The organism is Pseudotabrizicola sp. (assembly GCF_030656345.1).
GTDB lineage: Bacteria > Pseudomonadota > Alphaproteobacteria > Rhodobacterales > Rhodobacteraceae > Pseudotabrizicola.
The window spans coordinates 132501-143910 of sequence record NZ_JAUSNR010000010.1; the positions used below are offsets into that span (position 1 = coordinate 132501).

Genomic DNA, 11410 nt, shown 5'->3' on the forward strand with positions numbered 1-11410 from the left:
CATCAATATGTTACAAAACCGATGCACGACCGTCACGCGGCTGCGGTACTGCAAGGCAACCGAGTCGCCTCACGCTTGCGTGGTGTGCAAAGACAGCAAAGGCGGGACGCCATGAAAGACATTCAGCTTGAGGAGAGGGTCGTGTCCGACCACAAGAACAAGATCACAGCGCGCGGCGTTCAGGTGCATTACGGAACCACGCATGCTTTGAAAGATGTCGATGTCGATATTCTGGATCACACCGTCACCGCCTTTATCGGCCCGTCGGGCTGCGGCAAGTCCACCTTTCTGCGCTGTCTGAACCGGATGAATGACACCGTGGCCTCGGCCCGGATCGCCGGGGAAATCCTGCTGGATGGCGCAGACATCTACGACCGCAGCGTGGACCCGGTCCAGCTGCGCGCCAAGGTCGGCATGGTGTTCCAAAAGCCGAACCCCTTCCCCAAGTCGATCTATGACAATGTGGCGTACGGCCCCAGAATCCACGGGCTCAGCACCGGCAAGGCCGATCTGGATGGCATCGTCGAATCCTGCCTGCGCAAGGCCGCCCTGTGGAACGAGGTCAAGGACCGCCTCGACTCGCCCGGCACCGGCCTGTCGGGTGGTCAGCAGCAGCGCCTGTGCATTGCGCGCGCCATCGCCACCTCGCCCGAGGTGCTGTTGATGGACGAACCCTGTTCGGCGCTGGACCCGATCGCCACGGCGCAGGTCGAAGAGCTGATTGATGAATTGCGCAGCCAGTTTTCGGTGGTGATCGTCACCCACTCGATGCAGCAGGCTGCGCGGGTCAGCCAGCGCACCGCCTTTTTCCACCTGGGCAGTCTGGTCGAATACGGGGAAACCGGGCAGATCTTCACCTCGCCCAAAGACCCCCGCACCGAAAGCTATATCAGTGGCCGGATCGGCTGAGGAATGATGATGATGGAACCGCATATCCGTTCGGCCTTTGACCGCGACCTTGAAGGCGTTCAGGCACTTGTCATGAAAATGGGGGGGCTGGTCGAACATGCCCTGCTGCAGGCCGCTCAGGCGCTGGAAACCCGCGATGAGGCGCTTGCCGCCGAAGTGCGCGCCGGCGACCGGGTGATCGACGAGCTGGAAGACCTGATCCACACCGAATGCGCCCGCATCATTGCCCTGCGCTCTCCCACTGCCACCGATCTGCGCACTGTGCTGACGGTGATGCGGATCGTGGGATCATTGGAACGCTCGGGTGATTACGCCAAGAACCTGGCCAAACGGTCGCTGGTGCTGGGCCAGATGCGCCCGGTCAACGGATCATCCGGCTCGATCTCGCGCATGGCACGCTCGGTCGTGGGCCTGCTGAAAGACGCGCTGGATGCCTATGTCACCCGTGATATCAAACTGGCCGAAGATGTGCGCCGCCGCGACGCCGAAGTGGACCAGATGTACAATTCGGTGTTCCGCGAATTCCTGACCCATATGATGGAAGATCCGCGCAATATCACGGCCTGCATGCACCTGCATTTCATCGCCAAGAACATCGAACGGGTCGGTGACCATGCCACCGGCATCGCCGAACAGGTGATCTATCTGGTCACCGGCGTCATGCCCGATGATGACAGGCCCAAAAGCGACATCACCTCGCTGGCCGATTCCGCCACAACGACGATCTGAGGCAGCGAATGGCCCATACCTCACAACCCGTCGTGCTGCTGGTCGAGGACGAGCCGGCACAGCGCGAAGTTCTGGCTTATAATCTGGAGTCGGAAGGTTTTCGGGTGGTGCAGGCCGCCAATGGCGAAGACGCGCTGATGATGGTCGATGAAGACACGCCCGATATCATCATTCTCGATTGGATGATGCCGGAACTGTCGGGGATAGAGGTGTGCCGCCGTCTGAAGATCCGGCCCGAAACCCGTGGCATCCCGATCATCATGCTCTCGGCCCGCGCTGAAGAGGTGGACCGGATCCGCGGACTTGAAACCGGGGCCGATGATTATGTGATCAAGCCCTATTCCGTGCTGGAACTGATGGCCCGCGCCCGGGTGCAGCTGCGCCGGGTCCGGCCATCGACCATCGGCGTGGTGCTGGAATGGGATGACATCCGGCTCGACCCCGAAACCCACCGGGTCTACCGGGGCAATGCGGTGCTGAAGCTGGGGCCGACGGAATTCCGCCTGCTCTCCACCTTCATGGAAAAGCCGGGCCGGGTCTGGTCGCGCGAACAGCTTTTGGACCGGGTCTGGGGCCGCGACATCTATGTCGACAGCCGTACGGTGGACGTGCACATCGGCCGGTTGCGCAAATCTCTGATGCAGAACGGCGGGGAAGACCCGCTGCGCACCGTGCGCGGCGCGGGCTACGCTCTGGGCTGACGCTGCACAGCGCGTGTGCGAAATCCTGTCTTGCCCTGTGCCGCCGAAAGCCGTAGCAATCCGGTGTTCTCAGGGCGGGGTGCAATTCCCCACCGGCGGTATAGCCCGCGAGCGCCTTGCGTTTCTTTCTGAAGCCCAAGGGTCAGCAGATCCGGTGTAACTCCGGGGCCGACGGTATAGTCCGGATGAAAGAGAATGGTCCGTGCCCGCCGATTCCCCGGCGGTTCTGGCCGTTTGATGCTCTGGGACCTGACGCAGCAACGCAAAGGTTCCAAAATGACCACCCCTTCCCCCTACACCGCCCCGGCCCGCGTGGCCGTTGTCCGTGCGCGCTGGCACGCCGATATCGTCGACCGCGCGCATGACAGCTTTGTCACCACCGCCGCCACCCTGTTGCCGCAGACCGATGTCGACACCTACGACGTGCCCGGCGCGTTCGAGATGCCGCTTCTTGCGAAAAAACTGGCCGAAACCGGGCGTTACGATGCCGTTGTGGCCATCGCCTTTGTGGTCGATGGCGGCATCTACCGGCATGATTTCGTGGCCAGTGCCGTGATCGACGGGCTGATGCAGGCGCAGATGACCACCGGCATCCCGGTGTTCTCGGTCTCGCTGACCCCGCACAACTACCAGCCGACCGAGGCGCTGACCGCGTTCTTCGCCGATCACTTCGTGAAAAAAGGGGCCGAGGCGGTTGAGGCCGTGCGGCAGGTCCTGACGCTCACCGCGCAACTGGCACCGGCGCACGCCAACCTGAAACGCGCGTGACATAAAGGCGGGCGCGGTTCCTGCCGCGCCCGTCCGCTGCGCTGTGCCGCCGCACTGGCAAAACCACCGCACGCTGCTATCTGTCGGCTATGACCAAAGACACCCGCGTGCTTTACAACCAGACCTGCCCGATCTGCCGGGCCGAGATCACGGCCTATCAGCGCCGGGCGCTGCGTGATGGCCTGCCGATCCGCTTTGACACAATGGAGCGTGCGGCAGACTGGGGCCTGACCCCGGATCAGGCGGCGCGGCGCCTGCATGTCTGGCATCAGGGGCAAGTGCTGTCCGGTCTGGCAGCGTTTCGCGCGCTGTGGCAGCAGATGCCGCATCTGCGCTGGCTGGCCCGGCTGACCGGCCTGCCCGGCGTGCACTTTCTGGCCGAGCGGACCTATGACCACATCCTCGCCCCGATCCTGTACCGCGCGCATCTGCGCAGGCAGCCCTAGCCCGCCTTCCGCCATTTCTCCAGAAACGCCCGCACACAGGTGACCACATGGGCAAAGCGGTCTCCGCCCAGATGCACGCCGCCATACCAGCGCGTGACCACCACCACGCAATCGGTCAGCCCTTCGCGTTCCAGCATTTTCACGATCACCGCCGCCGCGCCGGATTCGCCATCATCATTGCGCACCGGCCCCTCGCCGGTCAGGATCGCGGCCCAGGTGTTGTGCGTGGCCTTGGCATATTTCTTCTGGCGTTTCAGATCGCGCAGAAAGGCATCCACCCCCGCGCGCCCGTCAACCGGCCCGCCCGAGACCGCATAGCGCGAGCCCCGGTCGCTGACCACATTTTCAAGCCGGATCATCCGCCCCCCGATTTTTGGCAGAACCTGACGGGGGCGGCGTCAAAGGTCAATGGCGCAGCGACAACACCTCAAGCGCGGTCTTGTTGGGGCAGAACACCGGCGGGCATGGGCTGCCCGCAGCGGTGGCCATCCACGCGGTGCAGGCCGTCTTTTGCGAACAGGCCTCGCAGCGGTTCACCAACTGGCCCAGCTCTTTGCGGCTCAGCCAGCCCTCGACCACCGCCGAAGACAGGCTGACCCCCAAAAGCCGCGCCATGCCACGCGTCAGCCCCCAGGCCAGCGGGGTTTCCGGATATCCGATCATCGCACCACCTGTTGCAAGAAATGTCCCGCTCAGCCTGCGCCCGGCCCGGCCCTGCCGCCTTGACCCAGATCAAACCGGCCCCGGCTATTGCAGGCCCGCAACCACCTGGCGCACGATCTCTTTGCGCTGCGCATTTGGCGGGTGACTGCCCAGAAACTGGTCCCCCGGATCGGGCAGGCGGTCAAAGAACGCCGCCCCCCGCAGCGGATCGAACCCGGCGCGAAAGGCAATCTCGGCTCCCAGCGCATCAGCCTCCAGCTCGAAGTTGCGCGCATAGGTACGCGCCCCCATCGTGGCCCCCATCTGCTGCGCCGCCCGCACCGCCTCTGGCGGCGCGCCAGAGGCTTGCGCCAGCACGCCTGCAAGCACCGCCCCGGTGGTGGCCGTGCGCTGCACCTGCGGGATATGCCCGGCCACATGATGCGCCGCCTCATGCCCGACGACAAAGGCGATTTCATCGACATTGCGCGCATCGGCAATCAGCGCCAGCGTAAAGCCAATGATCGGCCGGCCTGCCCGGTCCAGCGTCTGAAACGCATTCGGCGGCTGGTCGGGACGGTCATCCACCACAATCTGAAAATCGCAGTTGCTGCGCGGGTTGCGCTCGCGGCACATCGCCTCGGCCACCGGCTCTACGCGGGCCACCACGGCCACAAAATTGCGCGCGGCCTGCTCTGCCGTCAGCTGGCCGCCCGGCATCAGGGCGGCATCGACCGGCAGGGGCTGCAGGGCCGGACTGCTGCCCGGGTAGGCCGCAGGCTGACAGGCGGCCAGCAGAACCGCCACGGCCATCATCATTGCGGATCGCTGAAAGACCATCTGCCGCCTCACGGAATTTTCCCCGATTTTTCGTGGAATTTTTTGGCACGATAGCAGGTGCCCCGGCAGACAAAAGGCCCCGCGTCACCCTTCACGCCAAGTTGCGCAACTCTTCCGGTGCCGCGCCGGGCCTGCCGCCCCATACCCCATTGCACTTGTGCCGACCGCAAGGCTAATCTGACCCCATGTTTACCATCGAACACGACTTTGACGTGACCGTGATCACCCTGATCGACGAAGGGTCGGATGCGCTGGAAGAGGATGTCACCATCCTCGCCTTTGAAGAATGCGTGGTGCTGGAACAGGAAGACCCGCTGAACGGCGATATCGTGCGCGTCACCCTGTCGATGGGGCAGCTGGCCGATCTTGCCGCAGCGCTGGACCTGCCCGAGGGCAGCTACCGGCTGGAACGGCCCGCCAGACCCGATCCGGCCAAAGCCTAAAGCCGCGACAGCACCAGACCTGCCGCGACCAGACCCACCGCCAGCACCCGCGTCAGGCTGACCGGCTGCACCGGCACCCCAAAGGCACCGATGGCATCCAGCACCAGCGCGCCCGCCATCTGGCCCAGAATAAGCGCCGCCATCGCGGTCACCACGCCCAACGTCGGCACACCCCAGACCACCGACCAGACATAATAAGCCCCCATCAGCCCACCCGCCCATTGCCACAGCGGCACCGCGCCCAACTTCGCAAAGGGATGGCTGACCGTGGCATAGCTCAGCACCAATAGCGCAACCAGCCCGACCGCAAAGGACACTGCCGCCGCCGGCAGCGCCGCGCCAAGGCTGCGGCCAAGGGCACCGTTCAGCGGGGCCTGCACCGCAATGGCGATCCCGCCCAGAAGAATGGCCAGAAGCGCGGGAAGCTGAGACATGGGGCGGGCCTTTCGGGAACGGGATCAATCAAGCCGGAATGTCTTGTCGCGCGCCGTGGCCCCGCGCACAAGGGTCAGCCGCGACTTCGCCACCCCAAGCGCATGGGCCAGCGCCTCGGCCACGGCGGCATTGGCCCGCCCCTCATCCGCCGGGGCGGTGACGCTGATGCGAAAGCCCTCCTCGGTATGGGTCACACCGGGTTGGCGGGCGCGGGGTGTCGCCCGCACCCGAATCTCGGCCCCCGGTTGTGCCAGATGGCTCCACGCGCCCTTGGTCATGCCTGCCCCCGTTTGGCGCAACCTGACCCGGCTGTGCTGCGGATGCAAGCGGCTGGCGGCACTGGAATTCCCCCGCGCCAGCGCATAGCTTGCACCCGACCAAAGACCGGAGCGTCCGATGCCAGACCCTGACCCCACCGTGCCAAACCCTGCCGTCCTCGACTATCTGGCCACCCGCCGGTCGCCCGGGGCCAAGACCTTTACCGCCCCGGTGCCCGACCGCGCGGCGGTGCTGCAGATCCTGACCCTTGCCACCCGCGTGCCCGACCATGGCAAGCTGGAACCCTGGCGGATGATCGTGCTGGACCGTGCCGCCATGGCGCGGCTGGCCAATCTGGCCGAAGCACGGGCGCTTGCACTGGATGGCGACGCACAGATGATCGAGAAAGGCCGGGGCCAGTTTGATCGCGGGCAGCTGGCGGTGGTGGTGATCTCCGCGCCCAAACTGGCCGAGAAGGTGCCGGTTGCAGAACAGCTGCTGTCGGCGGGGGCCCTGTGCATGAACATCGTCCACGCTGCCACGGCGGCGGGCTGGGGCGCGTGCTGGCTGTCGGGCTGGCCATCACATGATGCCACGTTCCGGGCGCAGGCCTTTGGCTGCACGGGGGATGAGACGGTGGCGGGCATCATCCACATCGCCACCCCCGGCCCGATGGGGCCGGACCGGCCACGGCCCGACCTGTCGCGGCTGGTCAGCTGGGGCTGATATGATCATCGGGGATTTTCTCAAGGCGCTTGCGCAGCTGGCCGACCCGCGCTTCCGGCGGGTGATGGTGCTGGGGGTGCTCTTGTCGCTGGCGCTGTTGGTGGCGGTCTATGCGGGCTTTCTGGTACTGATCCAGACGCTGGTGCCCGACAGCATCGACATCCCCTTTGTCGGCCCGGTTGAGGGGTTGGGGACCCTGCTGTCCTGGGGGTCGGGGCTGTTGATGATCGGGCTGTCGGTGTTTCTGATGATGCCGGTGGCCTCGGCCTTTACCGGGCTGTTTCTGGAAGACGTGGCGCAGGCGGTCGAGGACCGGCACTACCCCGCCCTGCCGCCCGCCCCGCGCATTCCCTTGGGCGATGCGCTGATGGATGCGGCGAACTTCATGGCCCTGCTGATCGCAGTCAATGCGCTGGCGCTGGTACTCTATGCCTTTGCCGGGCCGTTCATTCCGGTGGTGTTCTGGGCGGTCAACGGGCTGCTTCTGGGGCGCGAATATTTCACGCTGGTGGCCATGCGGCGGCTGGGGCGTGAGGGGGCAAAGGCGCTGCGCAAGCGGCACCGGGGCAAGGTCTGGCTGGCGGGCACGCTGATGGCGGCACCTTTGTCGGTGCCGCTGGTCAATCTGTTGATCCCGGTGCTGGGGGCGGCCACATTCACCCACCTGTTCCACCGGCTGAACCGGCCGGACTGAACGGGGGCGGCGTTTAAGGTTTGCGCTGCGGAAGGGACAGGACCGTGGGCCAGCCCCCCGGACCCCCCAGGATATTTAGGGACTGAAAATGGGAGTAAGAGGCTGGGGAGGAATGGCGCGAGTCACGATGGGGTGGGCTGAGGGGCGGGCTGAGGGGGCGACAGGCCCTTTGTCCGGCGCAGACCGTTTGGGCTGCGTCCATAGAGTTTGAGAAAGGCCGCATTGAAGCTTCGGATGCTGCCAAAACCGGCTTGAAACGCGATGTCGCTTAACGGCAGGCCGGTTTCATCCAGCAGACGCTTTGCCCGTGCCACGCGCAGGGTCTGGGCCATCTGCACCGGCGAGGCCCCGATGTGCTGCACGAACAGGCGTGACAGGTGGCGACTGCCGACACCCAGACCCGCCGCAAGCGCCTCGACGCTGCCCCGGTCCAGCGCGCCATCCGCGATCTTTTTCAGGGCGCGTTCGACCGTGGTTCTGGTGCCCTGCCATGCCGGGCAGAACGGCGCGGTTTCCGGACGGCAGCGCAGGCAGGGGCGATAGCCCGCACGTTCGGCGGCGGCAGCGGTCGGATAATAGCTGACATTGCGGGTCAACGGCTGTTTGACAGGGCAGACCGGGCGGCAATAGATGCCGGTGGTGCGCACAGCGGTGAAAAACACGCCGTCAAATTCCGGGTCGCGGCGCAGGCGGGCGTCATTGCAGGTGTCGAAATCCAACATGGGCCAAGGATATGCCGATCGCGCTGCCATGGCGAGACGGAACGGATGATCAGGTCTGAAACCTGCCAGACAGCGGCGGCAAGGGCGGCTAGTCCATGGGCAACAGTGCGAACCGGGGGATCTGAGGATGCGGATGGGCTATCAGGATTGGGCATTGCTTCTGATGCTGTCTTTCCTTTGGGGCGGGGCCTTCTTTTTCGCTGCCGTCGCCGTCAAGGAACTGCCCCCCCTGACGCTGGTGCTGGCGCGGACCGGCCTGGCCGCACTGGCACTGGCGGTCGTGCTGCGCCTTGGCGGCGAGGCGCGGCCGTTCCGGGCAGCGGCCATTCCCGCCTTTCTGATCATGGGCCTGCTGAACAATCTTGTCCCGTTCAGCCTGCTGTTCTGGGCACAGACGATGATTCCCAGCGGTCTGGCGTCGATACTGAACGCCACCACGCCAATCTTTGCCATTGTCGCTGCGCATTTCCTGCTGACGGATGAGCGGATGGCGCTGAACAAGGCCGTCGGCGTCGGGTGCGGGTTTGTGGGTGTTGTGGTGCTTCTGGGCGGCGGGCTGATGGATGGCAGCGGCTTTGCGGTGGTGGGCATGCTGGCCTGCCTTGGTGCTGCGCTGTCTTATGGGCTGGCCGGAACCTATGGCCGCCGGTTCCGGTCGATGCAGGTGTCGCCCGCGCAGGTCGCGCTTGGCCAGCTGACGGCCACGTCTATGATGATGGTGCCGGTGGTGTGCCTGATGGACCGGCCATGGACTTTGGCATTTCCCGGTGGGTCTGTCGTGCTGGCGGTGCTGGGGCTGGCCTTCGCCTCTACCGCGCTGGCCTATGTGATTTTCTTCCGGCTGCTGGCCTCGGCCGGGGCGGTCAATACCGCGCTTGTCACCCTGCTTATCCCGGCCAGCGCCATTCTGCTTGGCGTCCTGTTTCTGGGTGAGACGCTGGCACCACGCCACTATGCCGGGCTGGCCCTGATTTGCGCCGGGTTGCTGGCCATAGATGGCCGGGTGCTGGACCGGCTGCGGCGATAGCGGTGGAGGCTGCGGGCTGGCGCTGTCGCGCCTGCTGTCTCGGCTCACTCAGCGAGAGCCAGGATGAAAGGACAAGGCGCGCGCCGGAGTACGGCGCGCGCCTTGTCCTTTGGTGTGCTTACGCCGCCCAGTCCCACGGGCTGGTAAACCCACCCAGAGCCTCGGTCACCTTTGCGTCCTCGACCTCACCCGATTTGCTCAGCTTGGCGACCAGACCGCGTTTCTTGTCTTCAGCCACCAGCGCCACGCGGGCGGGGATGCCGGCTTTTTCCAGCGCTGCGTCGTAAACGCGGGTGATGGCCATGCGGCGCAGGTCGGGTTTGAAGACCTTGCCGACGGCGGTTTTTGGCACCTCTGGCAGGATCTCGATGTATTTCGGCAGGGCCGCGCGTTCATGGATGTGTTTGGTGGCGTAATCCATCAGGTCGGCCACGGTGGCGGTGGAGCCTTTGACCAGCTCGACGTACGCCGCGGGCAATTCGCCCGAATGCGCGTCGGGCTGGCCGATGGCACCGACGACGGCGACAGCCTCATGGCCCATCAGCGCCTCTTCGATGATGGCGGGGTCGATGTTGTGGCCGCCACGGATGATCAGATCCTTGGCGCGGCCGGTGATGAACAGATAGCCATCGGCATCGATGCGGCCCAGATCGCCGGTGCGCAGGAAGCGGCCTTCGGCGAAGAGATCCTTGTTCTTGTCGACTTCCGTGTAGGTCGAGCCTTCAAACACGCCGGGGTTGGCAACGCAGATCTCGCCCACCTCATCCACGCCGCATTCGCGGAAACCGTCGCCGTTCTTGTGCAGGATGCGGACATGGGAATAGGGAAACGGCAGGCCGACCGAGCCGATCTTTTTCACGCCATCCGGCGGGTTGATCGACACCAGACAGGTGCATTCCGTCAGCCCGTAGCCTTCGACAATCTCGACCCCGGTTTCTTTCTTGAAGCGGTTGTACAGTTCCACCGGCAGCGGGGAGGAGCCGGAGAAGGCGTTGCGCAAGGACGAGATATCGGCATCCACCGGGCGCTGCATCAGCGCCGACAGGGCGGTGGGCACCGTGATCATGTAGGTGGCCTTGTAGCGCGCGATCAGTTTCCAGAAGTTGTCGAACACGCCGTCGCCACGATAGCCCGCCGGGGTCGGGAAGACGGCATGGGCACCGGATGCGATCATGCTCATCAGGATCGGATAGGTGGCAAAGACGTGGAACAGCGGCAGCGGGCACATCACCACATCATCGGGCTTGAACAGCAGCTGATGGCCAAGCCAGCCGTTGTAGATCATGCCCGAGACCTTGTGCTGCGCCACCTTTGGCATGCCGGTGGTGCCGCCGGTGTGGAAATAGGCGGCGACGCGGTCCTGCGGCTCGTCGGCGAAGGTCAGGCGGTCGGCGGGCTGGCGGGCCAGTTCGGTAGTGAAGTTCTGCACATTGGCGGTGTGGCTGGTGGGGTTTTTCGGCCGGATCAGCGGCACGATGTATTTCTTGGCACCCGAGAGGTAGCGCACCAGATCCACCTCCAGCACGGTTTTCACCGAAGGCGCGTAGCGCACCGCCTCGGCCACCTTCTGCGCCACATCCGTCTTGGGGAACGGGCGCAGGGTGACGACCACCTTGGCCTTGGTCTCACGCAGGATGGCGCTGATCTGTTCGGGTTCCAGCAGCGGATTGATCGGGTTGACGATGCCGGCCACCGCGCCGCCGATCAGGGTGACGGCGGTTTCCAGTGCGTTGGGCAGCACGAAGGCCACCACATCGGTCGGGCCGACGCCAAGGCTGCGGAACAGGTTGGCGGCCTGGGTGACCTGCGCGTGGACCTGCGCCCAGCTGAGGGACTCGCGTTTGGTGTCGGGGCCGGACAGCAGCTGATAGCTCAGCGCGGGTCGGTGCCCGTGGCTGGCCTTTGCAGCGCTGATGGCTTCATACATGGTGCGCGCCACCGGGCGGTCTGCCCATGGCATCTCGGCCTCGGTCGCGGCGATATCCTCGCGCGTGACGAATTTTCCCATTGGTCCCTCCCTCGGTGGTCCTCTGCAGCCCCGTTGATGGGGGGCCTGTTTTCCCTGCGGTC

Annotated in this window: 16 protein-coding genes and 1 riboswitch; of the genes, 9 read left to right on the forward strand and 7 right to left on the reverse strand. The window is 65.1% G+C overall.

Annotated elements, in window-relative coordinates; all coding sequences use genetic code 11:
* Nucleotides 1-111 precede the first annotated feature (111 nt).
* The 5 genes from pstB (at nucleotide 112) to Q7J44_RS04345 (ending at nucleotide 3553) form a co-directional block, all read left to right on the forward strand.
* Complete coding sequence (pstB, locus tag Q7J44_RS04325) at nucleotides 112-909, forward strand: phosphate ABC transporter ATP-binding protein PstB (protein ID WP_304877337.1); 798 nt, start codon at nucleotides 112-114, stop codon at nucleotides 907-909.
* Between the two features lie 6 nt (nucleotides 910-915).
* On the forward strand, nucleotides 916-1638 hold the full coding sequence (gene phoU, locus Q7J44_RS04330; protein ID WP_304878021.1) for a phosphate signaling complex protein PhoU: 723 nt from the start codon (nucleotides 916-918) through the stop codon (nucleotides 1636-1638).
* A gap of 8 nt (nucleotides 1639-1646) precedes the next feature.
* A complete protein-coding gene (phoB, locus tag Q7J44_RS04335; RefSeq protein WP_304877339.1) occupies nucleotides 1647-2339 on the forward strand; it encodes a phosphate regulon transcriptional regulator PhoB in 693 nt (230 codons plus the stop codon).
* A 61-nt stretch (nucleotides 2340-2400) separates the two neighbouring features.
* Nucleotides 2401-2540: riboswitch (FMN riboswitch) on the forward strand.
* A 75-nt stretch (nucleotides 2541-2615) separates the two neighbouring features.
* Nucleotides 2616-3107 (forward strand): 6,7-dimethyl-8-ribityllumazine synthase, encoded by a 492-nt coding sequence (locus tag Q7J44_RS04340; protein WP_304877341.1) that lies wholly within the window; start codon nucleotides 2616-2618, stop codon nucleotides 3105-3107.
* Nucleotides 3108-3196: 89 nt separating this feature from the next.
* Complete coding sequence (locus Q7J44_RS04345; RefSeq protein WP_304877343.1) at nucleotides 3197-3553, forward strand: thiol-disulfide oxidoreductase DCC family protein; 357 nt, start codon at nucleotides 3197-3199, stop codon at nucleotides 3551-3553.
* Here the strand turns inward: Q7J44_RS04345 and Q7J44_RS04350 are convergent.
* From Q7J44_RS04350 to Q7J44_RS04360, 3 genes are all read right to left on the reverse strand, one after another.
* Nucleotides 3550-3912: a YigZ family protein gene (locus Q7J44_RS04350; RefSeq protein ID WP_304877346.1), complete on the reverse strand. Its 363-nt coding sequence runs from the start codon at nucleotides 3910-3912 to the stop codon at nucleotides 3550-3552. The two genes, Q7J44_RS04345 and Q7J44_RS04350, sit on opposite strands and share 4 nt — an antisense overlap.
* Nucleotides 3913-3958: 46 nt before the next feature.
* Nucleotides 3959-4216: a DUF6455 family protein gene (locus tag Q7J44_RS04355; protein WP_304877348.1), complete on the reverse strand. Its 258-nt coding sequence runs from the start codon at nucleotides 4214-4216 to the stop codon at nucleotides 3959-3961.
* 84 nt (nucleotides 4217-4300) lie between these two features.
* Entirely contained in the window at nucleotides 4301-5035 is a 735-nt protein-coding gene (locus Q7J44_RS04360; RefSeq protein ID WP_370692949.1) for a M48 family metallopeptidase, read from the reverse strand.
* Nucleotides 5036-5220: 185 nt separating this feature from the next.
* On the opposite strand from Q7J44_RS04360, the gene Q7J44_RS04365 reads away from it, so the two are divergent.
* A complete protein-coding gene (locus Q7J44_RS04365; RefSeq protein WP_304877350.1) occupies nucleotides 5221-5478 on the forward strand; it encodes a hypothetical protein in 258 nt (85 codons plus the stop codon).
* Here the strand turns inward: Q7J44_RS04365 and Q7J44_RS04370 are convergent.
* Both Q7J44_RS04370 and Q7J44_RS04375 read right to left on the reverse strand, forming a co-directional pair.
* Nucleotides 5475-5912, reverse strand: coding sequence for a DMT family transporter (locus tag Q7J44_RS04370; protein ID WP_304877352.1), 438 nt, complete (start codon nucleotides 5910-5912; stop codon nucleotides 5475-5477). The two genes, Q7J44_RS04365 and Q7J44_RS04370, sit on opposite strands and share 4 nt — an antisense overlap.
* A 24-nt stretch (nucleotides 5913-5936) precedes the next feature.
* On the reverse strand, nucleotides 5937-6191 hold the full coding sequence (locus Q7J44_RS04375) for a DUF167 domain-containing protein (RefSeq protein WP_304877353.1): 255 nt from the start codon (nucleotides 6189-6191) through the stop codon (nucleotides 5937-5939).
* 118 nt (nucleotides 6192-6309) lie between these two features.
* Here Q7J44_RS04375 and Q7J44_RS04380 point away from each other — a divergent pair, with 118 nt between their 5' ends.
* Together Q7J44_RS04380 and Q7J44_RS04385 are read left to right on the forward strand one after the other, a co-directional pair.
* Nucleotides 6310-6897, forward strand: a complete 588-nt coding sequence (locus tag Q7J44_RS04380) for a nitroreductase (RefSeq protein ID WP_304877355.1) — start codon at nucleotides 6310-6312, stop codon at nucleotides 6895-6897.
* Nucleotides 6898-6901: 4 nt separating this feature from the next.
* Entirely contained in the window at nucleotides 6902-7591 is a 690-nt protein-coding gene (locus Q7J44_RS04385; protein ID WP_304878024.1) for an EI24 domain-containing protein, read from the forward strand.
* A gap of 122 nt (nucleotides 7592-7713) precedes the next feature.
* Here Q7J44_RS04385 and Q7J44_RS04390 read toward each other — a convergent pair whose 3' ends face one another.
* A complete protein-coding gene (locus Q7J44_RS04390) occupies nucleotides 7714-8313 on the reverse strand; it encodes a bifunctional transcriptional activator/DNA repair enzyme AdaA (RefSeq protein WP_304877356.1) in 600 nt (199 codons plus the stop codon).
* Nucleotides 8314-8440: 127 nt separating this feature from the next.
* Between Q7J44_RS04390 and Q7J44_RS04395 the strand changes: the two genes are divergently transcribed.
* A complete protein-coding gene (locus Q7J44_RS04395) occupies nucleotides 8441-9340 on the forward strand; it encodes a DMT family transporter (RefSeq protein ID WP_304877358.1) in 900 nt (299 codons plus the stop codon).
* A 118-nt stretch (nucleotides 9341-9458) separates the two neighbouring features.
* On the opposite strand, the gene Q7J44_RS04400 is transcribed toward Q7J44_RS04395, so the two are convergent.
* On the reverse strand, nucleotides 9459-11348 hold the full coding sequence (locus Q7J44_RS04400; RefSeq protein ID WP_304877360.1) for an acyl-CoA synthetase: 1890 nt from the start codon (nucleotides 11346-11348) through the stop codon (nucleotides 9459-9461).
* Nucleotides 11349-11410 lie beyond the last annotated feature (62 nt).

What these genes read in the sequence shown, in the direction of transcription:
- pstB (WP_304877337.1), top strand. Translation starts at nt 112, where the DNA reads ATGAAAGACATTCAGCTTGAGGAGAGGGTCGTGTCCGACCACAAGAAC.
- phoU (WP_304878021.1), top strand. Translation starts at nt 916, where the DNA reads ATGATGATGGAACCGCATATCCGTTCGGCCTTTGACCGCGACCTTGAA.
- phoB (WP_304877339.1), top strand. Translation starts at nt 1,647, where the DNA reads ATGGCCCATACCTCACAACCCGTCGTGCTGCTGGTCGAGGACGAGCCG.
- Q7J44_RS04340 (WP_304877341.1), top strand. Translation starts at nt 2,616, where the DNA reads ATGACCACCCCTTCCCCCTACACCGCCCCGGCCCGCGTGGCCGTTGTC.
- Q7J44_RS04345 (WP_304877343.1), top strand. Translation starts at nt 3,197, where the DNA reads ATGACCAAAGACACCCGCGTGCTTTACAACCAGACCTGCCCGATCTGC.
- Q7J44_RS04350 (WP_304877346.1), bottom strand. Translation starts at nt 3,912, where the DNA reads ATGATCCGGCTTGAAAATGTGGTCAGCGACCGGGGCTCGCGCTATGCG.
- Q7J44_RS04355 (WP_304877348.1), bottom strand. Translation starts at nt 4,216, where the DNA reads ATGATCGGATATCCGGAAACCCCGCTGGCCTGGGGGCTGACGCGTGGC.
- Q7J44_RS04360 (WP_370692949.1), bottom strand. Translation starts at nt 5,035, where the DNA reads ATGGTCTTTCAGCGATCCGCAATGATGATGGCCGTGGCGGTTCTGCTG.
- Q7J44_RS04365 (WP_304877350.1), top strand. Translation starts at nt 5,221, where the DNA reads ATGTTTACCATCGAACACGACTTTGACGTGACCGTGATCACCCTGATC.
- Q7J44_RS04370 (WP_304877352.1), bottom strand. Translation starts at nt 5,912, where the DNA reads ATGTCTCAGCTTCCCGCGCTTCTGGCCATTCTTCTGGGCGGGATCGCC.
- Q7J44_RS04375 (WP_304877353.1), bottom strand. Translation starts at nt 6,191, where the DNA reads ATGACCAAGGGCGCGTGGAGCCATCTGGCACAACCGGGGGCCGAGATT.
- Q7J44_RS04380 (WP_304877355.1), top strand. Translation starts at nt 6,310, where the DNA reads ATGCCAGACCCTGACCCCACCGTGCCAAACCCTGCCGTCCTCGACTAT.
- Q7J44_RS04390 (WP_304877356.1), bottom strand. Translation starts at nt 8,313, where the DNA reads ATGTTGGATTTCGACACCTGCAATGACGCCCGCCTGCGCCGCGACCCG.
- Q7J44_RS04395 (WP_304877358.1), top strand. Translation starts at nt 8,441, where the DNA reads ATGCGGATGGGCTATCAGGATTGGGCATTGCTTCTGATGCTGTCTTTC.
- Q7J44_RS04400 (WP_304877360.1), bottom strand. Translation starts at nt 11,348, where the DNA reads ATGGGAAAATTCGTCACGCGCGAGGATATCGCCGCGACCGAGGCCGAG.